Origin of the sequence: Halolamina salifodinae (assembly GCF_017874235.1) — an archaeon.
Lineage (GTDB): Archaea > Halobacteriota > Halobacteria > Halobacteriales > Haloferacaceae > Halolamina > Halolamina salifodinae.
In genome coordinates, this window is the sequence record NZ_JAGGLC010000005.1 from 21,643 (window position 1) to 43,966 (window position 22,324).

The window sequence follows — 22,324 nt, forward strand, 5'->3', positions numbered from 1 at the left end:
GCGAACAGCACCGCGGAGTTCCCTTGACTACTTGTGACCGCACCGCCCCGCACAGCTACTGCGCCGCAGCCACGTCCTCCCCAGCCGACTCGCTCGGGCTTAACCCTCGCTCGTCCCTCGCACGCTCGTTCGCGCACGGAGGCGCTCACGTCGCGCGCCACCGCGGCTCGGGTCACAATTTGCCAACGACAGAGACGCCGTTGCTGTCGCGGGAGCAGTACCAGTAACCAACGACCAAGTTCCCAACGAACACCCCGCGACCTCAATACCCCAATCAGTCACTCCCGGCCGCGCAGCACGATCACCGTACTACTGATCAGCAGACAGCCCACCAGCCCCACGAACGCGGTGTCGTAGTCGACGTACTGGGCGACGACGCCGACGTAGGTGGCGCCCAGCGAGCCGATACCGATGTAGACGCTGCGCATCGCCCCCAGATCGCCGCCCATGCTGTCGCCCGGGAACGAGTCCATCAGGTATGCTTGCATCACCGGCGGGTAGGCCATCAGCCCCGCCGCGAAGACGGCGATGCCGCCCAGCGCGATGGCGGGCGTCGTGGAGACGACCACCACGACCAGCGCGCCGGCGGCGACGACCAGCACACCCGGCGCGAGCAGCCCTCGCGGCACGCGGTCGCCGAGCGTCCCAGCCAGCGGCTTCACCACGGCGCCGACGACGAACAGCACCGCCAGCCCCGCGTTGGCGACCGCCGGCGAGAGCTCCTTGGCCCGGAGATACGTCGGCAGGAAGCCGGTCGCGGACTGCCACGTGAACGCGTACAGCGCGTAGGCAACGAGCAGCCAGCGCAGGCGCGGCACGCCCAGAATCCGGCGGAACGTGTCGCCGATGGCGAGATCCACCGAGCCGAGTTCGTACCCCTCGTTGCTCCAGCCGTGGAGCAGCAGCGCGATCAACAGCAGCGCGGCGGCGACGGGGGCGAACGCCGCGCGCCACGTCGCCACCACGAGCACGACCGTCCCGATGCCGGCCGCGAGGATGCCGCCCACGTCGCCCGAGGCGGTGTGGAGGCCGAACGCGCGGCCCCGCTTGGTCACGAACAGGTCCGAGACCAGCCCCCGTGCGGGGGTCGGGTAGAGGCCGACTCCGACGCCGATCACGACCGCGCCGAACAGGAACAGTGGGTACGTCGGCGCCGCCGAGAGCGTGAGGAAGCCGACAGCCGCGAGCGAGAGGCCGCCGACCAGCAGCGTCGTGCGCGAGAGGCGATCCGAGAGCCGGCCGCTGGGGTACTGGAGGATGGCGTACGTGCCCCAGACGACCGTGATGGCGAACCCCGCGGCGCCGCTGGAGATCTGTAGCTCCGCGCCGATGGCGGGCAACAGCGGCGAGATGCTCAGCCGGCCCGCCTGCAGCAGCGCCCACCCCAGCGAAATCACCAGCAACAGGCGGCCGGAGTAGCCACGGAACAGGCGCTCCTCGTCGGTCTCGTGACTCACGGTTCAGTCGCCGCCGCGGACGCACTTGAACGCGGTCGTTCCGGCCGTTCTCCCCCCTATCGCCCTACGACGGCTCGTACCGGTAGCGCCGGGTCGTCTCGCCGCGGAATCGGGGTCCGGGACCCGCCTCCGTGAACCCCACGGCCTCAACGGCCTCGCGCATCGCGTCGTCGCCGGCTGTTCGCGTCGGCGACCCTTCGTCGTCGCCGGCTGTTCGCGTCGGCGACCCTTCGTCGTCGGCGTCCCGGAGCAGCATCTCGACGGGGAACGCTTCTCGCTCCGCGAACCGAAGGGGTTCGGCGAGCAGGCGCTCGCAGGCCGCGCGGTCGCCGCCGAACTCGGTGACGTGGACGGCGTCCTCGCGGGCGTCGAAGCTCACGAACCCGAGGACTTCGTCGTTCTCCTCCTCGTCTGCCCCACCGCCCTCCTCGACCAGCACGCGCACGCTCCGGTCGTGGACGAGGTTCCGGAGCACCGACTCGGGGGCGTCGCCGAGGCTCGCCATCGCCGGCGCGTCGCGCTCGACTGCGTCGCGGACCTGCATTCGCCCAGGGTTTCCGGCCGACGGGGCATAAACGCCCGGCCCGGGATTCATGTCGCCCGCGACCAAGGGTCGGCTCATGTCGGGCCCTCCCAGCCGGCCGGTCGCGCTCGTCGTTGCACTCACGCTCGCTATCGGCGGCCTCGTCATCAGCGGCATCAGTGGTTTCGTCGGTGGATTCGTCGGCGCGCTCCTCACCGTCGGCGCCGGTGCCGGCGAGTCGACTGTCGCGACAGCGCTGCTCGTCGCGGTGCTGTTGGCGGCCACCGAAGCAGGGTTCATCGTCGTCGGCTACGCGTTCCGCCAGACCGACGACGGCGCCGGGATCCGGGTCGACTGGCTCCCGTCGAACGGGCCGACCACCCGCGACGCCACGCTGATCGTCGGCGCCACCGCGGCGCTGGTCGCCGTCAATCGGCTGAGCTTCTGGGCGGGGTCGCTGGTCGGTATCGACCCCGTGACCGCCGTCACGACACCCGAGCAGTTCTCTGCGACGCTGCTGGCGCTGCTGGTGCCGACGATGCTGCTCGCGGTCGGGCCCGCAGAGGAGTACCTGTTCCGGGGCGTGGTGCAGGGCTACCTCGAGCGGACGTTCCCGGCCCGGCGCGCGCTGGGGCTGAGCGCGGGGCTGTTCACGCTGGTGCACCTGCCGAACCTCATCTCGAACCCTGAGGCCGGGACCGTCTCGGTGCCGCTCTGGCTTGTGATCGGCGTCGTACTCGGCTGGCTCTATCAGCGAACCGAAGCGCTGCTGGTGCCGGTGCTGGTCCACGGCTGCTACAACGTCGCGGCGCTCTCGCTGCTGTTCGCGGAGTTAGGCGCGGTGTAGAAGGGGACCGGGAGTCAGTCGAGCAGTTCGTCGAGCCCCCGGGCGGGGTAGCCGACGATCTGATCGACGCCGACACCGTGGAGGCTGTCGACGCGCGCCTCGACGGTCTCCTCGTCGCCGACGATAGCGAAGTCCTTGCTCGCGGCGAGCAGTACGTCGCGGGCCCGGCCCGTCGCCGCGGAGTCGGTCTCGCAGCCGTCGGGCAGCGCGCGACGAACGGGTGCGCGCCGGGAGACGTACGCGCCGACGGCGTCGAGGATCGCGTCCTCGTCGTCGCTCAGCACGGTGGGTGCGTACACCGCGATTTCGCCCTCGAAGCCGGCGGCCCGCAACGCGCGCACGTCGCGCTCGGTCGAGCGCGAGAGGAGTTCGAACTGGGTCGCGCCGGTCGCGAGCGCGGCGCGTTCGACGCCCTCGGTGCCGACCCAGGCGTCGGGGTACTGCTCGCTCCCCTCGCCAAACCGGGGCGCGACGGCGCGTTGGCTCTCCGCCTCGGAGAGGTAGGCGCCGTGGCCCGCGACGAGCACACGCCCGACTTCCGCGGGGATCGACTGCGCAAGCGAGTCGTCGCCCATCGGGTCGAGGCCGTCGGCGCGGACGGGCGTGGTGACCCGGACCTCGGCCGTCTCGGCCAGCGCGCGGAGCGTCCCGTCGTCGGGGAACGCCTCGCGGCCCTCGTAGTCGATGACGAGTGTCGACGCCGCCAGGTCGGTGGCTCGCGAGAGATCGACCTCGGTGGGTTTGAGCGCGACGGCGTCGATTCCGACACGCGGGAACGGCCCGATGCTATCGCTCGTGGTTCGCTGGGCGGTGCTGTCGGGCGTGATGGTGTCGGGCGTGTTCATAGCTGAAGCTCGTGGGTACTGCGGTAGCTGTACGAGAACTGCGCGGATTTAGAATCGCGGAATGCGATCCATCGCCTGTGCGGCCATGCAGGCTTCGGTAGCCCGGTCAACGGCATAAGCGTGTCGTCGTGATCACTCCAGCAGCAGCGTGAACCCCCCGTCGACCGACTGCTCGCCAGCGCTGAGGTCGTCGGGGCCCGAGTCCCGGGAGATCATGGTCTCGAACCGGTGCTCGCCGACCGGCAAACAGGCGTCGGCCCCGACGCCGGCGGCGGAGAGCGCGAGGGCGGCGTCGAGGGATGTGCCGGGCGCGAGCGTCGGTCCGGTACTCCATCGTCGTCGCCACCGGTGCGTCGAGTCGCCAGCAGCCCGGGTCGGTGGGTGGGAATACCCCCGATTGGGCGGCAGGGAGCATGAAAACAGTGTAGGCAGAAACCCCGGCTTGTCCTACACCGGGAACTCGGCGCCGGCCGGCACGACGCGGTCGACAGACTCGGGGGCGCACCAGTCGGTCGTGAGTTCGAGCAGTTGGACGAGCATCCGGCCGGTCGCGCCCCAGACGGTGTAGTCGCCGACGTGGAAGTAGTGGACGCGCGTGTCGCCGACCTCCGGGCGCTCGCGGCGCTCGGACTCGTAGTTCGCGAGATCGGTGAGATCCGCCACGGGGAGGGTGGTCACCTCGGCGACCTCGCGCTCGTCGGGGTCGTAGGTGCGGTCGGGCACCTGCGCGACGTAGGGCCGGATGGCGTAGCCGGAGGTGGTCGTGGTGTCGTCGAGTTGGCCGACGATGGACGGTTCGGATCGGTCGAGGCCGATCTCCTCGAACGCCTCCCGTCGGGCGGTCTCCTCCAGATCGAGGTCGAACGGCTCGTGACCGCCGCCGGGGAACGCCATCTGGCCGGGGTGCGAGCCCAGATGCTCCGCGCGCTTGATGAACAGGATCGAGGGCTCGCCGTCGCGCTCGACGACCGGCGCGAGCACGCTGGCCCAGCGCTCCGCGTCGGCGACGGTGATCGGCTCGTGGCCCAGTAACCCCGACAGCTCCATACTCGAGAGAGGGCGCCAGCCGGCTAAAAACGCTTCGTCGGCCTCAGTCCACGAGGCCGAGCAGCCGCTCCCGTGTTTCCGCGAGATCGACCGAGCCCCACGCCTCCGCGTCGTAGGTCACGTCGACGAGCATGGATGCGCGGTCCTCGTTTCCCTCCGCGACAGCCGTCTCGGCCTCCTCGCGCAGGCGCTCGGCCACGTGCTCGGCCGCGGCGGCGTGGTCGACAGCGCGATCAGAAATATCGAGGATGTGGGGCAGGTCTTCCCCCTCGGCGGGCAGCATCGGGAACGCGACGGGGCCGACGACCAGCGCCTCCTCCGCATCGACGTCGCCATCGACTGCCGACGCCGGGAGCGCCACGAGGTAGTACTCCCGGACCGCCTCCGCGACGGCCTCGGCGACGACCTCGTCGCGCACGTCGGCGCCGCGACGATAGGCGAGTTCGACCAGCGCCTGCTTCAGTTCCTCGCGGGTCAGCGCCTCGAACAGGTCGACGACGCCGGCGAGTTCGTCGTGGGTGGCCTCCTCCATGCCCCGGAGTGGGACGCCGGCCGGCAAAAGCGCGCGGGGTCTCTGCTCAGGCCGACTCGTTGCCGCTGGAGGAGTCGGACTCGATGGTGACCGAGACCGATCCCTGCCCAGCGGGGGTTCGGATGCCGTAGTCGATCTCCTGCCCCGGATCAGCATCCTCCGTCGACGCCTCGACGCTCTCGGTGCCCGATTCGCCGGGATCGAGGGCGATATCGAACCCTTTCGGCCTGTAGAGCGGGTACGAGAAGTTCACCGCGCCGCGGAAGGTGCCGGGCCCGTCGCCGACGTTCTCGGCAGTGATCGCGATGTCGAACGTCGTGTCCGGCGCAACCGTCTCGGGAGTGTCGACGGACCACTCCCACGCGGGCGGGGGCGACGTTGCGAGGTCGACGTCGAGGGCCCACTCTGCCGGCGCGGGGTCGCGGTCGAGCCGAAGCGTCGGCGCCGAATCGAGTTCGGCGGGTATCCCGAAGACGAGCCAACCTCGGGGTTCCGCGTCCTCGTTCTCGGGCCAGTACTGGCTGCCGGGGACGGCGAGGTCGACAAGGTAGCCGTACTCGGGTTCGATTGGCGCGTACGACTCTCCATCGGCGACGAGCGTGAACGCGGACTTCGCGGGCGCCGAGTCCGCCGGCCGGGCCTCACCAGAACGCGTTGCGTTCTGGTTGCCCGCAGAGCGTGGCTCTGCGACGTCGACGGTGACGAACACGAACTGGCCGTCCGCGGCCCGGATGCCGTTCCAGTCGACCTGCTCGATGTGGCGGTAGGCGTACTGGACGGCGGCGGCCTCGACGATGACGTTCGACGGGGCCGCGGTTCCGGGTGCGGTGGTCGTCGGCGGCGATTCCGAGTCGGTTCCCGTTCCGGGCGTCTCGCCGACACAGCCGGCGAGCCCCGCGGCTGCGAGGGTCGCGAGATACGTTCGTCTGGAGGGCATCAGTCGACGTTCGGTCGTTCGGGGTAAGTGCTTTCTGCGGACCGACCTTTTGCTGCGGGCCCCGGAGGGCCCTTGCAAAAGCTCGACCATCACCGGAACGCTTCGCGTTCCGGTTGGTAGACGAGAGCTTGCTCTCGTCGACATCACCAGAAGCCGGAGGCTTCTGGTTAGCAGCCAGAAATCTTCGATTTCTGGCGACAAAAGCCTGCGTCGGCCCCTCCGAGAGAGCGAAGCTCTCTCGTGCTCCCGCTCACTCCGTTCGCGGGAACTATCGGGGCCTCCTTGGCCCGCTCACTTCGTCGCACGGGCGACCCGTGCGTCGCCCGTGCTGCCTGCGGGGCCTTCGGCCCCGCTCTGTTCGCGGTGAGAAAACCCTTGAGCAGTATCCGCGAGCGAAGCGAACGGCTACCGGGAACGAAAAACGGGAGAATCGGCAGTCAACGGAGCGGTTCGTGGGGCGGTGGGGACGGCTGTGAAGTTAGTCTCCTAACTCCATCTCGCGGGTCGCGCGAAGCGCTCCCCGCTCGATATCGAGGCGGTTTGCCTCGTCGGAGGCGAGTTTTCCCGCCTCGCTTACATCGCGCCGCCCATGCCACCCATACCGCCCATGCCGCCGGCGCCGCCCTGCTCCTCGTCGCCCGAGGTCGACAGGTCGCCGGCCGCGATGATGTCGTCGATTTTGAGCACGAGGTTCGCGGCCTCGGTGGCGCTGGAGAGCGCCTGCTCCTTCGAGTGGGCCGGCTCGACGACGCCAGCCTCGTAGGTGTCCTCGACCTCGCTGCTGAACACGTTCAGCCCCGCGGTCTCGTCGCCGGCCTCGTGGGCCGCGCGCAGGTCGACCAGCGTGTCGATGGAGTCCAGCCCGGCGTTCTCGGCGAGCACGCGGGGGACGAGTTCGAGCGAGTCCGCAAACGCCTCGACGGCCAGCTGCTCGCGGCCGGAGACGCTGTCGGCGAACTCGCGCAGGCGGCTGGCGAGTTCGACCTCGATGGCGCCGCCGCCGGCGACCACGCGGCCGTCCGAGACGGTAGTCGCGACGACATCGAGCGCGTCGGAGACGCCGCGCTCGAGCTCGTCGACGACGTGGTCGGTGGAGCCGCGCAGCAGGAGCGTCACGCCGTGGGAGTCCTCGCCCTCGACGTAGAACAGCTCGTCGCCCTCGTCACGGCGGATGGAGCCGTGGCCGAGGTCGGCGCTGGAGAGGTCCTCGAAGTTGGAAGCGACGGAGCCGCCGAGCACGTTCTTCAGGAAGCCGATATCCGAGGACTTCACGCGGCGGACCGCGAGGATGCCCTCCTTGGCGAGGTAGTGCTGGGCGAGGTCGTCGATACCCTTCTGGCAGAACACCACGTCCGCGCCGGTGGCGGCGATGGCGTCGACCTTCTCGCGAAGCTCCTGCTCCTCCTGGTCGAGGAACGACTGGAGCTGATCCGGCGAGTCGATGGAGACGTTGGTGTCGACGCCGGCCTCCTCGACCTCGATGGCGGCGTCGAGGAGGAGCGTGTCGGCGTCCTCGAGTTCGCTGGGCATGTTGTCGTGGACCGGGTCCTTCGAGACGACCGCGCCGTTGAGCAGGTCGCTCTCGGAGACCGCACGGCCCTTCTGGGTCTCGATCTTGAGGTTCGCGAGGTCGACGACGTGGCTGCCGTCCTCGGCCTCGACGGTGACGGCCTCGACGGCCTCGATGATGAGCTCGGCGAGATGCTCCTTGTCGAACTCCGCGCCCTTGCCGGTCATCGACGTCTCGGCGACGCTCGCCAGCAGGTCGGTGTCGCTCGGGTCGACGTCACGCGAGATGTCCGCGACCTCCTCGCGGGCCTGCTCGCTTGCGAGGTGGAACCCCTTGATCACGGCCGTGGGGTGGATGTCCTGCTCGAGCAGGTCCTCGGCGTTTTTCAGCAGCTCGCCAGCGATGGCGACAGCGGTGGTCGTCCCGTCGCCGGCCTCCTCCTCCTGGGTCTCGGCGACTTCGACGATCATCTCGGCCGTCGGGTTGTCGATGTCCATCTCCTCGAGGATGGTGACGCCGTCGTTCGTGATGGTGACGTCGCCCATCGAGTCGACGAGCATCTTGTCCATCCCTTTCGGGCCGAGCGTGGATCGGACGGCTTCGGCCACTGCGCGGGCCGCGGAGATGTTGTACTCCTGTGCGTCCTTGTCCTTGACTCGCTGGGAGTCCTCCCCCATGATGATCATGGGCTGGCCGCCGCTTCGCTGTCGTTGACTCATGTGTACTCAAAGATTGTCCGTGGTTCTATATAAATCTGTCGCTGGCGCCGGTCGGCCCGGAGACCATCGATTGCCGGTGGAATCATGAAAACCGATGGATGGAGCACCGATTCCGCAAAACCATGTGCTTGTGTAACGTGGCACAAAACAGTCGGGGCTGCAGTCCTTTATGTGCGAACGGACCAGCGACGCGACGTCGACGACTACCCCAGCGAGGTGTCGTCAACGGCGTGCGGACTCGCCCGCGAGCGCAATCGCTGGCGAGTGGTGGGAGAAAGAGGAGAAAGAAAGGTCGGTCGTTCGGCTGGTGGTCAGTTTTCGGTGGGCTCACCTCCCTCCGGGTCGAGATACTCGGCATCGGCCGCGTCGGGCTCGGGGAGCTCCCCGGACTCGCCGCGGACTTCCACATCGCGGGAGGCGAGCCGGGTTTCCAGCTGCCGGCGTTTGTTCCGCCCTTTCCGTTCGCGACCACTTTTCGTATCTGGCATCTCCAACCATGGCAAGCCCCCACATACCTATGAACGTTTCGGGGGTATGCGGGTCGCTACGGCGGTTCTTCACGAAAGTTCGGGGTGCTACGAGGGACAGAGTAATAAACTGTGGGTTGTTCGCATGATACAACCATGACAAAGCTTGTCACGGACGATCATCACGGGCTCGGTGACCCCAGCGACACGCGGGCGAACTGCGGGGTCGGCGCGGTCGTCGACCTCGAGAGCGGCGCGTCGCATCGGACCGTCGCGGACGCACTGGAGCTACTGGGCAACCTCGAACACCGCGGCGCGACCGGCGCCGATCCCGATACGGGGGATGGCGCGGGCATCATGATCCAGCGCCCGGACGCCTTCTTCGACGCCGTCGTCGACGCCGACCTGCCGGAGACGTACGCGGTCGGGACCGTGTTCATGCCCGACGACGCCGACGCCCGCGCGGGCCTGATGGAGCGCTTCGAGGCCGGACTCGCGGCCAACGACATCGAGACGCTCGCGTGGCGCGACGTCCCCACCGACAACAGCGAACTAGGCGAGACGGCGCTCGAAGCCGAACCCGACGTCTGGCAGGTGTTCGTCGCGCCGGACGGCCTCGACACCGAGGCGTTCGACCGCGCGCTCTACGTCGCGCGCAAGGAGGTCGAACACGCCGTCGAGGACGACGACCCCGCCGGCGCCGAGCGCTTCTACATCCCCTCGCTCGACCGCAAGCGCGTCGTCTACAAGGGTCTCCTCACTAGCGAACAGCTCCCCGGCTACTACCCGGATCTGCAGGACGAGCGCATCGAGTCCGCCATCGCGCTCGTGCACGCGCGCTTCTCGACCAACACGCTCGGCGCGTGGCATCTCGCCCACCCCTACAGGGGGATCATCCACAACGGCGAGTTCAACACGATTCAGGGGAACGTCAACTGGATGCGCGCCCGCGAGACCGACCTCGCGGACCCCGCGTTCGGCGACGACCTCGAGCGCCTGAAGCCCATCGTCGACGACCCCGAGCAGTCAGACACCGCGAGCGTCGACAACACGCTCGAACTGCTCACCAGCATGGGTCGCAGTGTCGAACACGCGCTCCGGATGCTCATCCCCGAAGCCTACCGCGGCGACGAGGAGATGAGCCCGGAACGCACCGCGTTCTACGACTACCACGCCAGCCTGATCGAGCCGTGGGACGGCCCCGCACTCGTCGTCGCCACCGACGGCGAGAAGGTCGCCGCCGCGCTGGATCGCAACGGTCTCCGCCCCTGTCGCTACGACGTGACCAGCGAGGGACGGCTGATCATGTCCTCGGAGGTCGGCGCGCTGGACACCGATCCCGCCGACATCGAGCAGCGCGAACGCCTCTCGCCGGGCCAACTGCTCGTCGCCGACCCCGAGGAGGGCCGCGTCGTCCCCGACGACGAGGTGTTCGCGGACCTCGCCGACGAGAAGTACGCCGAGTGGGTCGAACAGGAGCAGCGCCGCCTGCCCGAGCGCGACGCCTTCGACCCCCGGAGCGACGCCGACCCGCTCCGCCCCCGACAGGCCGCGTTCGGCTACACCCACGACAGTATCGACCACATGATCGAGCCGATGGCCCGCGACGGCAAGGATCCCGTCGGATCGATGGGCGACGACACGCCCATCTCGGTGCTCTCGGACCACGAGCGCCCGCTCTTTAGCTACTTCAAACAGCTGTTCGCGCAGGTCTCGAACCCGCCGATCGACTACATCCGCGAGGAGCTCGTGACCTCGCTCGAGACTCGAGTCGGCCACCAGCGCAATCTGCTGGACGAGACGCCCGAACACGCCCGCCAACTGGTGCTCGACTCGCCGGTCCTGACTGACGACACTACTCAGCGTATCCGGGACCTCGGCGGCGGCGAGAGCGGCGATGGCGGCGAGGGCGGCGAGGGCGGCGACGGCGGCGACGGCGGCGACGGCGACGACGAGGGGCTCACGAGCACCATCGTCGACACCACGTTCGACCCCGAAATCGACCTCGAAACGGCCGTCGAAGACCTCCGGGCCGACGCGACCGCAGCCATCGAGAACGGCGCCGACATCGTCGTGCTCTCGGACCGCCTCGTGGGCTCGGATCGGCTGGCGATTCCGGGCCTGCTCGCGACCGGCGCGGTCCACCACTCGCTGGTCCGGAACGGCCTGCGGAACCACGCCGGCCTCGTCGTCGAGTCGGGCGATCCGCGCGAGGTCCACCATCTCGCGACGCTGGTCGGCTACGGCGCGGACGCGGTGAACCCCTACCTCGCCTACGAGACCATCGAGGACGTCGTCGCCGGCCCCGACGGCGCCGAGGTCGACGAAGCCGTCGCGGCCTACATCGAGGCGCTGGAGGACGGCCTGCTCAAGACGATGGCCAAGATGGGCATCTCGACGGTCGAGAGCTACCAGGGCGCCCAGGTGTTCGAGGCCGTGGGGCTCGACGACGACCTGATCGCCGAGTACTTCGAGAGCACCCGCATCCGGACCGGCGGGATCACGCTCGACCAGATCGAGGACGACCTCCGCGGGCGCCACGCGGGCGGCTTCGGCGACGGCGGCGACGGTCCGGGCCTCGAGCGCCAAGGCGAGTACGAGAGCCGGACGGGCGGGATTCGCCACGGCTGGAACCGCAAGACGGTCGGGACGATCCAGCAGGCGGTGCGGCAGGGCGACTACGGGATCTACGAGGAGTTCGTCGACCTCGTCGAGGGCGGCGACGACCCGCCCGAGAGCCTGCGCGGCCTGCTGGAGTTCGACAGCGACCGCGACCCCGTCGATATCGAGGACGTGGAGTCCATCGAGTCCATCGTCGAGCGCTTCTCGACGGCCGCGATGAGCCTCGGCAGCCTCTCGCCCGAGGCCCACGAGAACAACGCCAAAGCGATGAACCGCGTCGGCGGGAAAGCGAACACGGGCGAGGGCGGCGAGCCACCCGAACGGTTCGACACTGAGCGCTCCTGCTCGGTCAAGCAGGTCGCCTCGGGCCGCTTCGGGGTCACCGCCGACTACCTGCGGGACGCCGACGAGATCCAGATCAAGATGGCCCAAGGCTCCAAGCCCGGCGAGGGCGGCCACCTTCCGGGGAGCAAGGTCAACGAGATGATCGCCCACGTGCGCTACGCGACGCCCGGGGTGGGCCTCATCTCGCCGCCGCCGCTGCACGACATCTACTCCATCGAGGACCTGAAACAGCTGATCTTCGACCTGAAGTCGGCCAACCCCGACGCCGACGTGAACGTGAAACTGGTCTCGGAGGACGGCATCGGCACCATCGCCGCCGGCGTCGCCAAAGCCAACGCCGACGTGCTCCACATCTCGGGCCACGACGGCGGCACCGGCGCGTCGCCGAAAACCTCGATCAAGAACGCCGGCCTGCCGTGGGAGTTGGGGCTCGCCGAAGCCAATCAGTTCCTCCGGCAGACCGGGATGCGCGACCGCATCCGGGTCAGCGTTGACGGCGGCTTCAAGACCGGCCGCGATGTCGCCGTCGCCGCCGCGCTGGGCGCGGAGGAGTACGTGTTCGGCACCGCCTCGCTCGTCACCTCCGGCTGCGTGATGGCTCGCCAGTGCCACGAGAACACCTGTCCGGTCGGCGTCGCGACGCAGGATCCGGACCTCCGGGATCGCTTCCCGGGCGAACCCGAGCACGTGGTGAACTACGTGACGTTCATCGCCAAACAGCTTCGGGAGATCATGGCCGAGTTGGGGTTCACCGAGGTCGACGAGATGGTCGGCCGCCCGGAGATCCTGAGCCAGCGCGAGACCGACCATCCGCGGGCCAGCCAGCTCGATCTGTCGCCGATCCTCGCCGATCCGGGCCCGGGCCCGCGCCGCAAGGTACGCGAGCAGTCCCATCCGGGCGTCGAGAACCACTACGACCGCGACCTGATCGACGCCGCCGAGCCAGCACTCGAGAACGGCCGAGCGGTCCACCTCGACCGCGAGGTGACCAACGCCGACCGCGCGGTCGGGACGTTGCTCTCCAGCGAAATCGTCGAGCGGGCCGGGCTGGAGGGGCTCCCGGAGGACTCGATCCGAGCCGAACTCACGGGCACCGCGGGCCAGTCGTTCGGCGCGTTCGCCAAGCAGGGGGTCACGCTGGGGCTGACCGGCGCCGCCAACGACTACGTCGGCAAGGGGCTCTCCGGCGGCCGACTCGTGGTCCGGACGCCCGACGACGCCGGGTTCGTCCCCTCGGAGAACGTGCTCGCGGGGAACGTCGCGCTGTACGGCGCGACCGACGGCGAACTGTACGTCGAGGGGATGGCCGGCGAGCGCTTCGCGGTGCGGAACTCCGGCGCCACCGCCGTCGTCGAGGGTGTCGGCGACCACGGCTGTGAGTACATGACCGGCGGCATCGTCGCCGTGCTGGGCGAGACGGGGACGAACTTCGCCGCGGGGATGTCCGGCGGCGTCGCCTACGTCCACGACCCGGACGGCGATCTCGAGCGCCGGGCGAACACCGGAATGGTGACGCTCTCGGGCCTGAGCGAGAAGGACGAGCGCGTGCTCCGCCGCCTCGTGGAGAATCACGTCGCCCACACCGACAGCGCGCGCGGCCGCGAACTGCTCGCTGACTGGGAGGCGACGCTGACGGAGTTCACGAAGGTGATGCCCGACGCCTACAGCCGGGTGATCCGGGAGGAGGGTCGCGAGGACGCACGCGACAGCCCGCCGGCAGCCACCGACGGGGAGGTTCCCGCTGAACCGCCGCGTTCGGCGTCGACGGGCGATTGACGGTGTCGTTCTAAGCCTTATACGGGAGTAGCGTTGGAGGGGGTTACGGCACCCGAACGTACTCACCTTCAGCCACTACGTCAGATTGCGGGTTTCAACAGAGCCCGGGTTTTACCACGATGTATTCCTAATAGGAATAGTATGCCCAATAGGAACGAGAGGACGAAAATTGCTCTGGAGTATCCGTTTCCGGAGGAGCGTGTCTTCCGGTATCAGGCGATGCAAGACGTTCTCGCCCTCCTCGTTGAGGAACCCTACAAGGAGTTTACCGTCAACCAACTTGCAGAGATGATCGATGCGAATCAGGCAACCGTCTCGAAAGCCGTTTCGCTCTTGAAAAAACTCGGGCCGATTCAGACTCGGAGAGACGGACGAAAACAGTACGTTAGTGTCAATCGTGGCCGGCTGCGGAAATCAGATCCAGTGCTTTCGATCCCGCAGACAGAGTTTCAGAAACCGGTTCGTGCATTCGTTGAACGGGCCGAGAACGAGATCTCGGAGTTAATCGGGATCGTTCTCTTCGGCAGCGTTGCCCGTGGTGAGGCCGACCGGGCGAGCGACATCGACCTCCTCCTGTTCGTTACTGCCGACCGGACGCAGGCACGCAGTACCGTCCAAGATATTGTGAGCGATCTGGAAGAGACGAAGTTCGACGGCGACCGGTTCGAGTTCGAGACACTGGTCGAATCAACGGATAGCGCGAAACGGATCGGTGACCGACTCCGCGAACAGTTCGAAGACGGCATCACCATCATGGGATCGGACGAACTGTCCGACATTCGTGCGGGGGTGTTCTCTGATGGAGAGCAGTGACGCTGGAGATGCGTTGGACGCAGCCGAGCGCAGCTTTGAGCGATCACCGGAGAACATCGAAGCGGGGCTCGATGTCGAAGAAGCTGAACTAGTCCAACTCCGCCGGGCCTGTCGGCTGTTGGCGGCTGCTTCTCGCTTGCTCGACGACGGCTACTTCACCGTCGTCATTGAATCGTCGTTCGTCGCAGTAGAACGGTCGATCCAGTTCCGACTTATTCACGATGGCGCAATGGAACCCTCCGAGGTGATTAGTAGTCACCGGCGACTGTACCAGCGGGGCTCCGAAGTTGGCCTGTATAACGAGGCGTTCGGTACGCGACTCGCTGAACTGTGGAACCAGAACCGAACAAAGACGTACTACAGACTCGGGACTGCCACCGAAGCACAAGCGAAGGCGATGCACGAACTTGCCTCGAAGATCCATCATACCCTGGTCAACAGAAGTCAGGTACGACACGAGTGTATCTGCTGATCAGTTCGTTTAGACCCCTTCTCCGGTTTGTTAGCAGGCGTTACCTTGTAGCCGAGTTCAACGACACGAGTGAATTGCCCGACTCGGAACGACCATAGCCGGAGGAGCTGCGCCACCCACTTCTCGTCCGTATCGGAACACAACCGTGGTAACTCCCCACACACTTAACACGGTTGCCACCCATTGCTCACGTGCATGGCGCGCACGGTTCCACCGAACGACGAAGCACGGAGCGTCTTCGAACGCCTCGGCTACGCGATCTCCGGCGACGGGCCGGAGTTCATCGCCCAGCGGAAGTGGCGATCCGTCCGGGTACGCACACTCTGCGCGGAGGATGCGGCCCGGCCGGGATCGCTCGACGGGGAGTATGGCCTCGAATGCCTCGTGACGTGGACCGACTGCGTGGACGAACTCGACGAACGGCTCAGCGAACAGTCGCCCGAGGGCGAGTGGGCGATCATCGGCGTCGACGACGACGGGAATCACGAAGTTCACAGAGCAGCATAGCCGATCACGGCTCGCGACCTGTCGGGCCCTCCGTGGCCCGACATCGGACCCTATTGCCGTGATCGTGCGTAAGCAGATTCGCGACCTGCCGCCGCTGCCACCTTTTTACGACTGAGGATCGACGCTTCGCGTATGCAACCGCTCCAGTTCGGCGTCGTCGAGGAGGGGATCGACCAGTTCGTCGGCAACATCGCCGCCGCGATCCCCAAGCTTCTCTCGGGGCTGATCTTCCTCGTCCTCGCCGCGATCTTCGCGAAGATCGTCATGCTGCTCGTCGGCGTCGCCCTCAAACGGGCGTTCTCCGACGAGTCGACGGTCTACCGCCGGTTCATCGGCGCCATCGTCGCCGCGTTCCTCTGGTTCGGGATCGCGCTTTCGTTCCTCTCGATCATCGGTCTCGACGAGATCGCGACCTCGATGGGCACCGCGGCCGGCTTCCTCGCGCTGGGGGTCTCCTACTCGCTGTCGAGCATGATCGCCGACGCCGTCGCCGGCGTCTACCTCCTGCGCGACCCCGATTTCATGCCGGGTGACCGCGTGAAAGCCGGCGACGTAACGGGGACGGTCGAGTCAATCGAACTCCGCAAGACCCGGTTCGTCGACGAGAGCGACGACACCGTCGTCCGGGGCAACGCCGAAATCGAGAAGAAGTGGACCAAACTCGAAGAAGGGGCGGCGGAACCCGCCCGGGAGCCTACGGGCGAGAGCGAGGACTGAGCCGGGGCGTGCGAGCCCGGCGCACGGCCGGGCGAGAGACTTATGACCGGCAGTCGCGAAGTTCTGGCAATGTTCGTCGGCCACGCGATGCTCGCGTTCGCGCTCGTCGGTGGCGGAGCCGCGCTGCTCCGCGACCGCGAGGCAGGCCTCAAACTGGGCCTGGTCGCCGCAGCGTTCGCCACCGTGCCCGATGTGGACATGGTGTACGCGCTGGTCGGCCTCGCGAGCGCCACCGGCGGCGTGATGGGCACCGTGAGTTCGTTCTGGGCGGCCAGCACGGCCGTCCACCGCACCATCACCCACTCGCTGGTCGTCGCGCCCGTCGCCGCCGCGCTCGCGGCCGCGTGGCTCCACGGCCGGCAGACCGACGCTCGGGGGTGGCTCGCCGTCGCCGCCCTGCTCGGCGCTGGGCTCGGCGTGGTCGCGACAGTCGTCAGCGGCGCGCTCGGCGGCGTCGTGATGGCCGTCTTCATCGTCGCCGCCGTCGCCGTCGCCGAGGGGGCGGACCGCTACGCCCCCGCCGATTCCCGGGCGACGTTCGCCGTCGCCCTCGTCGGCCTCGTTTCGCACCCCTTCGGCGACCTCGCGACAGGTGAGCCGCCAGCCTTCCTCTACCCGTTCTCGGCGCCGCTGGTGACCGAGCGCGTCGCGCTCTCCGCTGACCCGACGCTCCACCTGCTGGGCGCCTTCGGCGTCGAACTCGTCGCTATCTGGGCCGGCCTGCTCGTCGCCGTCTACTTGCTGGAGCGGTCGGTCCGGGCCGCTATCGACCTCCGGGCGGTCGTCGGCGTCGGCTACGCGCTGGCCGCGCTGGCCATCCCCGCGCCGACGCTCGAGTTCTCCTACCCGTTCGTGCTCTCGGTGCTCGCCGTGGGGATGGTCGGGGCTGTCCCGCGGTTCCGCCTCCTCGACGCACGGATCGAACGCCCCGGCGCCGTCGGCGCCGCGCTGACGGGACTCGCGGCCGTGACTGTCGCCGGCATCGCCTACGCCGCCGCGTACGTGTCGCTCTAGAGCCCCAACGCTAGTGGGCCGAGCAACACCCCCATGAGGTAGACGCGCCGCGCGCCGATCCTGACCGCGATCAACCCGACCAGCGTCGCCAGCGCGAACACCGCAATTCCTGCGAGGCCGGCGAACAGGGCCGAGAGAACGATCAGGAGTCCCAGCACCGCGAGCGCCAGCCGTCGCTGATCGAGTCGGGAAACTGTCCGGAACGCGGCGTCACCGAGGACGCCGACCAGGACGAACCCGACTGCCGCGGCGACGATCACTGCGGGGAGCAGCACCGTGAGCGCCAGCGGCGTCCCGGCGTCGTCGACGGCCACGAGCACGCCCGAGCGGGGTGATCCGAGCGCCACGAGCGCGAACAGCGCGAAGATGGCGGTCGAACTGTTCGCACCGCTGGTGGCGACGACGAACCCCCGGAGGTCGCTCCGGGCCGGGACCGCGGGGAGCGAGACGGTGGCCGCGACACCGGCCGAGACGCCCGGGAGATAGCCCACCGCGGCGCCAGAGAGCCCGCCCGCCGCGGCCGAGATACCCAAGTCGAGGGGTGGGATCGCCAGTTTCGCGTCGGCCTGCTCGGGCACGCCGCCGCCGTCGAGGGCGTCGAGGAGCACGGGCGCGCCGAACAGGCCGCCGAACAGCGGTGCGAGCACCCCGCCCGCGAGCGGGCCCGAGAGCGAGAGGCCGAGGACGGCGGCGCCCAGCGCAGTTGCGAGTGCGAACGCGAGCAGGCCGGCGATCCGGGCGCTGTGGGACGGTTCAGTCAGGAGCAGGAGCGCGAGCACCGCGGCAGCCACGAGCGGGAACCACGCCGTCAGCGTGGGTGCGAGCCGGCGCATCGCCACCGTGGCCGGGAACGCGAGCGGCGTGGCGATAGCGACTGCGGCGCCCGAGCCGAGTGCGGAGAGTCGGAGTGCTTCGCGGCCCCTCCCGCGGAGGACGAGTCGATGCCCGGGGAGCGCGGCGGCCGCCATTGCGCCGTCGGGGACGCCCAGCGCGAGCGAGGGAACGATGTCGAGGAACGTATGGACGACGCCGGCCGCGAGCATCGCCGCGCCGAGGACGAGCGGGTCGACAGCGACGTGGGGCGCGGCGCCGGCGAGCAGGAGCGCGAAGTTGTTGGCGTGGAGGCCGGGCACCAGCCCCGAGCAGGTGCCGAGCAGACAGCCAGCGAGCGTCGCGGCGGCGACCGGGAGAAGCAGTTCTGGGTCGACCTGCGGGCCGAGCGGGACGCCGGCGACCGACTCGAGCGTCGCCATTTCGGCAGGGAACCGAGTCGGGCTGGGCCACATCCGGGCCGGACTGGTCCCGGTTTCCTACTTCAACTCTCGGTCTCGGCCTCAGCCTCGTTCCCGCTCTCGCCCTCCGCGGAGACGGTGATGACGGTGCAGTCGAGTTTGTCCTCCAGATACTGGCCCACGTCGGGCGACTGGAACAGTTTGTTGAGCATCTTCCGCCAGCGGCCGGCCTGCTTCGAGCCGATGACGACCACGTCGGCGTTCTCGGCGGCGACCTCCTCCATGATCGTCTCCTCGACGAGGAACCCCTGCCGGACGACGTAGCGCGCGCGGTCGATCCGGCCGAGTTCGGACTCGACCTCGCGTTTGAGTTGGACGCGGCTCACGTTGCGGTTGTCCTGAAACAGGTCGACGTGGAGCACCGTGAGTTCGGCGTCGCGCTCCTCGGCGATGCGGATCGCCTCCTGCAGCGTCGCCTCGGAGTGCTTCGAGAGCGGGTAGCGAACCGGGACGACGACAAGCGTCATGGAGGAAACTGCGACGCCGGCCGACAAATGCGTACCCCTTCCAGCCACTCAGGGCTCGAACGCGAGACGTCCCTCGAGGTCGATATCGAGGCCGCCGTTCCGGGCGTGGTCGGCCAGCACGTCGTGCTGGATCCCGACCTCGCCCGCGCGGTGGCGCTCCCCGATAGTCGGGAACTCGTGGTCGGAGTGCAGCAAGTACTCGGCAGTCGCGACGCGGTAGAGTCGGTCCGGATCGATTGGATCGCCGTCGACGCGGGCGTCGAGCAGTTCGCCCGCCTCGTCGTCCCAGCGCAGGCTGGCGCCGCTGAGGTGGGCGTGCCACCAGTCCGGTTCGCCGAAGTCGAGTTCGCCGCCGTCGGCCTCGCTGAACACCTCCAGTAGCTCTCTCCCGGTGACTTCGACGACGACCACCGGCTCCTCGAAGGGGAGCACGCTCACCATGTCCGCGAGGGTCACCTCGCCCGCGAGTGGCTCGCCCTCGCGGATGCCGCCGCCGTTCTGGAGCCCCACGTCGGCGTCGCCGGCGGCGCGGTAGGCGTCGGCGACGAAGTTCCCGATCCGGGACTCGCCGCCGAACGTGGTCTCGTCAGTCCGGTAGAGCGGCTCGTCGACGGTGGCGACCGTCTCGTTCAGCCCCGCGGCTTCGCGCCGGCGACGGAGCGCCTCGGTCAGCCCCTCGTGTATCGGGCCGTCGCTCGGGTCGAGCACGCGTGCGCTGGCACGGGTGCCGCCGTCGCCGCGGGCTGTCGAGGCTCCACCGCCGTCCGCTCCCAGTTCGACCTCGACGAACTGGTGGCCGTTGACGCCCGTCCGGGTGCAGAGCGTCCCGTCGACGTAGTCGGTGCGGACGCTGTGGACGTGGCCGCCGAGGATGGCGTCTACGTCGACCCGGCGCGCGAGATCGTCGTCGCCGCCGCCGAGGTGCGAGAGCGCGACCACGTAGTCGACGCCCTCCTCGCGGAGTTCCGCGACGGCCTGCTCGGCGGCCTCGTAGGGATCGGTGAAGGTCAGCGGCGCGGCCGCCGGGTTGATCGAGTCGGTCGCGGGGTCCGTGAGACCGAAGAGGCCGACACGCTCGCCGTCGGCCTCCGCGATGATCCACGGCGCCGTGCCCTCGTCGGCAGCGAACCGTTCGCCGTCCTCGCCGCGGGCGTTGGCGGTGACCCAGGTGAACTCGCTGTCGGCGACGATTTCGCGGGTCGCATCCGGGCCGTAGTCGAAGTCGTGATTGCCGAACGTGTCGGCGACGGTGTCGACCGCGTCGGCGAAGTCGAGCACCTGCCGGCCGTTGGCGGCCAGCGAGACGACGCCCGGCGCGGTGGTGTCGCCGGTGCCGACGACGAGGGCGTCCGGGCCATCGAGTTCGCGGATCCGGCCCGCGAACCGCCCCGCCCGCTCGGCGTCGTCGTAGAGGTTCTCGATATCCGAGTAGTGGAGGAGACGAACCATTGAGTAGGTGTGAGAAGCCGGTCGGCAGGCAAGAAGCCGTCGGGAGCGGATCGACTGGCAACGCGTTTATGGATCCTTCCTGAGTAGAACCGCTGTGAAGAAGCGCCGTGCCTTCCTCGCGTCGGCGGCGGCCGTCGCCGGCGGCGGCTGTCTCGGCCGGATCACCGCCGACCCAATCTACACCCTCAGCGCGAAGACGGTGAAGCGGACCGAGAGTGCGCTCGTTCCGCGGGTGACTGTCGTCGACGAGGAGGTGACAACCGAGAGCCCGGCGACAATTCGGGTCGCGCTCTACAACCGGTCGTTCCATACCGTGAAAGTGACGGCTTGGAGCTCCGGAGGGGGAGGCCGCTGGGGAGAGATCGACTCCGCTGTCAGTAAGGATGGGCAGATGCGGCTAACTGAACCGGGGGTAGCAGAGCGAGTCGGGGAACCGCCGTGTTGGTTTGCACGGCTCCCCTTGAGCAGGGGAATGCATGGGGGAGTCCCGGTGCCGGCACTCCGAAGCCAGCGACGCACGTTCGCCGTCGGCGCAGCGAATCACGGCGGGTGTCTCGAACCGGGGAGCTACCGGTTCGAACACCGCTACGACACTGAAGACGGCGTCACCGACGTGGACTGGGCGTTCGAACTGATACTGTCCAAGCCGGATTCCTGAAAAACGTCGCGCGCTTAGCCCTGCAGTTCGAACGCGACTTCGACCTCGGCCTGATACTCCCGGCCGTCGGCGTTGGCGATTTCGACGCCGAACTCCTGTACCTCCGCCCACTTCACGTTGTCCAGCGTGTCCTCCGCACGGTCGATGGCGTCGTCGGCGGCGGCGTCGAAGCTCTCGGTACTCGATCCGATCAGCGTGATCTTCTTGTGAACCATCGCAGGGAAGTTGTACCAGCGGGCACATAAAGCAGGTGGCCGGTTCGAGCGTCGCGGGCGTCGACGCCGCCGCGATAGCCGACAGTTTTTGCCGCTCCTCGCCCGAACTGGGGGTATGGCGACCGACAATCTCTACGTCAACGCCCTCATCGGCGCCGCGGTGACCGTCGTCTTCTCGTTTCTCGGCGTCTCGCCGCTGCTGGGCGGCGCCGCCGCGGGCTACCTCGAACGCCGCGATGGCGGCCGCGTCGGCGCCATCGCGGGCGTGTTCGCGACGGTCCCGATGCTCGGCGTCCTCGCGCTGTTCGGAGTCCTGCTCAGCGTTCTCGGCCTCGGCGACCCGTTCAGCGCGTTCGGACTCCTCGTGATCGCGGCGCTTTTCGCTGCGGTCTACACCGTCGCGCTCTCGACAGTGGGCGGCGTCCTCGGTGTCTATCTCGCCGAGGAGTTCCGGGAGTAGGGCTGCTGGTGACACGGAGCGAAGCAGTCTCGAAATCGGCGGCTATGGGTTCGTGCTCTTCGCCGGCAGACGCCGATAGCGGACGTAGCGCTCCGTGAGGAGCCAAAGCCCGCCGACGAGTGTGCCGACGGTGTTCGCGAGCAGGTCAGCGAATCCGAAGTATCGGCCGGCGAGTTGACCCTGAACGAGTTCGATCCCGAGGCCGTAGGCGAAGACGGCGAGCAGGATCCCGAGGCCGCGTCGAACTGATCGACCCCGCCACTTGGCCGTCGCGTACACCGCTGCCGCGGAGAGGCCGGCATAGGCGAGGAGATGGAGCTGCTTGTCCCACCACGGGGACGGCGACGGCGCCGAAACGCTGTCGAGAAGGGAGAAGTAGAAGATCACCGCGACGACGGCGACGACGCCCACCAGCCGGATGGCTCGGGGGAGCAGCGGGATAGGGAGTTTCCGCATTGGCGGAAAGGATCGTCCCAGCTTGGAAAAATCACTCGGCTGCAAGCCGGCTGGAGTGGTGCCGTCCCTGTGAAAGGGAGGTTTATACCCGACGAACCAGACCGTTCATCCAATGAGCGACGTGTGGGAGGCGACAGATACCCTCCTGACGGACCGCCCTCCGGTCGAAGCCGACCT

Annotated in this window: 22 protein-coding genes; 9 read left to right on the forward strand and 13 right to left on the reverse strand. The window is 68.4% G+C overall.

The window, feature by feature from the left end; genetic code table 11:
- Positions 1 to 278 precede the first annotated feature (278 nt).
- Together J2753_RS11145 and J2753_RS11150 are read right to left on the reverse strand one after the other, a co-directional pair.
- Positions 279 to 1,457 (reverse strand): MFS transporter, encoded by a 1,179-nt coding sequence (locus J2753_RS11145; RefSeq protein WP_209492133.1) that lies wholly within the window; start codon positions 1,455 to 1,457, stop codon positions 279 to 281.
- A 64-nt stretch (positions 1,458 to 1,521) separates the two neighbouring features.
- The gene (locus J2753_RS11150) at positions 1,522 to 2,001 is read right to left on the reverse strand and encodes a hypothetical protein (RefSeq protein WP_209492134.1); all 480 of its coding nucleotides are present in this window, start codon (positions 1,999 to 2,001) and stop codon (positions 1,522 to 1,524) included.
- 76 nt (positions 2,002 to 2,077) lie between these two features.
- Here J2753_RS11150 and J2753_RS11155 point away from each other — a divergent pair, with 76 nt between their 5' ends.
- Positions 2,078 to 2,827, forward strand: coding sequence for a CPBP family intramembrane glutamic endopeptidase (locus J2753_RS11155; protein ID WP_209492135.1), 750 nt, complete (start codon positions 2,078 to 2,080; stop codon positions 2,825 to 2,827).
- 14 nt (positions 2,828 to 2,841) lie between these two features.
- Here J2753_RS11155 and J2753_RS11160 read toward each other — a convergent pair whose 3' ends face one another.
- From J2753_RS11160 to J2753_RS11185, 6 genes are all read right to left on the reverse strand, one after another.
- Positions 2,842 to 3,672, reverse strand: coding sequence for a DUF7388 family protein (locus J2753_RS11160; protein ID WP_245334609.1), 831 nt, complete (start codon positions 3,670 to 3,672; stop codon positions 2,842 to 2,844).
- Positions 3,673 to 4,119: 447 nt separating this feature from the next.
- A complete protein-coding gene (locus J2753_RS11165; RefSeq protein WP_209492136.1) occupies positions 4,120 to 4,719 on the reverse strand; it encodes an NUDIX hydrolase in 600 nt (199 codons plus the stop codon).
- Between the two features lie 43 nt (positions 4,720 to 4,762).
- The gene (locus tag J2753_RS11170) at positions 4,763 to 5,251 is read right to left on the reverse strand and encodes a DUF7109 family protein (protein WP_209492137.1); all 489 of its coding nucleotides are present in this window, start codon (positions 5,249 to 5,251) and stop codon (positions 4,763 to 4,765) included.
- A 46-nt stretch (positions 5,252 to 5,297) separates the two neighbouring features.
- A complete protein-coding gene (locus J2753_RS11175; protein WP_209492138.1) occupies positions 5,298 to 6,188 on the reverse strand; it encodes a hypothetical protein in 891 nt (296 codons plus the stop codon).
- A 573-nt stretch (positions 6,189 to 6,761) separates the two neighbouring features.
- Positions 6,762 to 8,417 (reverse strand): thermosome subunit beta, encoded by a 1,656-nt coding sequence (gene thsB / locus J2753_RS11180; protein WP_209492139.1) that lies wholly within the window; start codon positions 8,415 to 8,417, stop codon positions 6,762 to 6,764.
- 311 nt (positions 8,418 to 8,728) lie between these two features.
- Positions 8,729 to 8,905 carry a hypothetical protein gene (locus J2753_RS11185; RefSeq protein ID WP_209492140.1) on the reverse strand — a complete coding sequence of 59 codons (177 nt, stop codon included), beginning with the start codon at positions 8,903 to 8,905 and terminating at the stop codon, positions 8,729 to 8,731.
- Positions 8,906 to 9,040: 135 nt separating this feature from the next.
- Between J2753_RS11185 and gltB the strand changes: the two genes are divergently transcribed.
- The 6 genes from gltB to J2753_RS11215 all read left to right on the forward strand — a co-directional run bounded on the left by gltB (position 9,041) and on the right by J2753_RS11215 (position 17,150).
- Positions 9,041 to 13,627, forward strand: a complete 4,587-nt coding sequence (gene gltB / locus J2753_RS11190) for a glutamate synthase large subunit (protein WP_209492141.1) — start codon at positions 9,041 to 9,043, stop codon at positions 13,625 to 13,627.
- A 141-nt stretch (positions 13,628 to 13,768) separates the two neighbouring features.
- Complete coding sequence (locus tag J2753_RS11195) at positions 13,769 to 14,440, forward strand: nucleotidyltransferase domain-containing protein (protein ID WP_245334610.1); 672 nt, start codon at positions 13,769 to 13,771, stop codon at positions 14,438 to 14,440.
- Entirely contained in the window at positions 14,427 to 14,912 is a 486-nt protein-coding gene (locus J2753_RS11200) for a hypothetical protein (protein ID WP_209492142.1), read from the forward strand. The genes J2753_RS11195 and J2753_RS11200 overlap by 14 nt, the downstream gene beginning before the upstream one ends.
- Positions 14,913 to 15,107: 195 nt before the next feature.
- Complete coding sequence (locus J2753_RS11205) at positions 15,108 to 15,419, forward strand: DUF7116 family protein (protein ID WP_209492143.1); 312 nt, start codon at positions 15,108 to 15,110, stop codon at positions 15,417 to 15,419.
- Positions 15,420 to 15,551: 132 nt separating this feature from the next.
- Positions 15,552 to 16,136 (forward strand): mechanosensitive ion channel domain-containing protein, encoded by a 585-nt coding sequence (locus J2753_RS11210; RefSeq protein WP_209492144.1) that lies wholly within the window; start codon positions 15,552 to 15,554, stop codon positions 16,134 to 16,136.
- 69 nt (positions 16,137 to 16,205) lie between these two features.
- Entirely contained in the window at positions 16,206 to 17,150 is a 945-nt protein-coding gene (locus J2753_RS11215) for a metal-dependent hydrolase (protein WP_209492145.1), read from the forward strand.
- Here the strand turns inward: J2753_RS11215 and J2753_RS11220 are convergent.
- The 3 genes from J2753_RS11220 to J2753_RS11230 all read right to left on the reverse strand — a co-directional run bounded on the left by J2753_RS11220 (position 17,147) and on the right by J2753_RS11230 (position 20,358).
- Positions 17,147 to 18,403: a tripartite tricarboxylate transporter permease gene (locus tag J2753_RS11220; protein ID WP_209492146.1), complete on the reverse strand. Its 1,257-nt coding sequence runs from the start codon at positions 18,401 to 18,403 to the stop codon at positions 17,147 to 17,149. The genes J2753_RS11215 and J2753_RS11220 overlap by 4 nt on opposite strands.
- Before the next feature lie 62 nt (positions 18,404 to 18,465).
- Positions 18,466 to 18,909 (reverse strand): universal stress protein, encoded by a 444-nt coding sequence (locus J2753_RS11225; protein WP_209492147.1) that lies wholly within the window; start codon positions 18,907 to 18,909, stop codon positions 18,466 to 18,468.
- A gap of 48 nt (positions 18,910 to 18,957) precedes the next feature.
- Entirely contained in the window at positions 18,958 to 20,358 is a 1,401-nt protein-coding gene (locus tag J2753_RS11230) for a bifunctional metallophosphatase/5'-nucleotidase (RefSeq protein ID WP_209492148.1), read from the reverse strand.
- 94 nt (positions 20,359 to 20,452) lie between these two features.
- Between J2753_RS11230 and J2753_RS11235 the strand changes: the two genes are divergently transcribed.
- Positions 20,453 to 21,016, forward strand: coding sequence for a hypothetical protein (locus J2753_RS11235; RefSeq protein ID WP_209492149.1), 564 nt, complete (start codon positions 20,453 to 20,455; stop codon positions 21,014 to 21,016).
- Between the two features lie 14 nt (positions 21,017 to 21,030).
- Here J2753_RS11235 and J2753_RS11240 read toward each other — a convergent pair whose 3' ends face one another.
- Positions 21,031 to 21,231 (reverse strand): dodecin, encoded by a 201-nt coding sequence (locus tag J2753_RS11240; RefSeq protein WP_209492150.1) that lies wholly within the window; start codon positions 21,229 to 21,231, stop codon positions 21,031 to 21,033.
- A gap of 115 nt (positions 21,232 to 21,346) precedes the next feature.
- On the opposite strand from J2753_RS11240, the gene J2753_RS11245 reads away from it, so the two are divergent.
- Entirely contained in the window at positions 21,347 to 21,691 is a 345-nt protein-coding gene (locus tag J2753_RS11245; RefSeq protein ID WP_209492151.1) for a DUF5518 domain-containing protein, read from the forward strand.
- A gap of 42 nt (positions 21,692 to 21,733) precedes the next feature.
- Here J2753_RS11245 and J2753_RS11250 read toward each other — a convergent pair whose 3' ends face one another.
- Positions 21,734 to 22,147, reverse strand: coding sequence for a VanZ family protein (locus J2753_RS11250; protein ID WP_209492152.1), 414 nt, complete (start codon positions 22,145 to 22,147; stop codon positions 21,734 to 21,736).
- Positions 22,148 to 22,324: the final 177 nt, after the last annotated feature.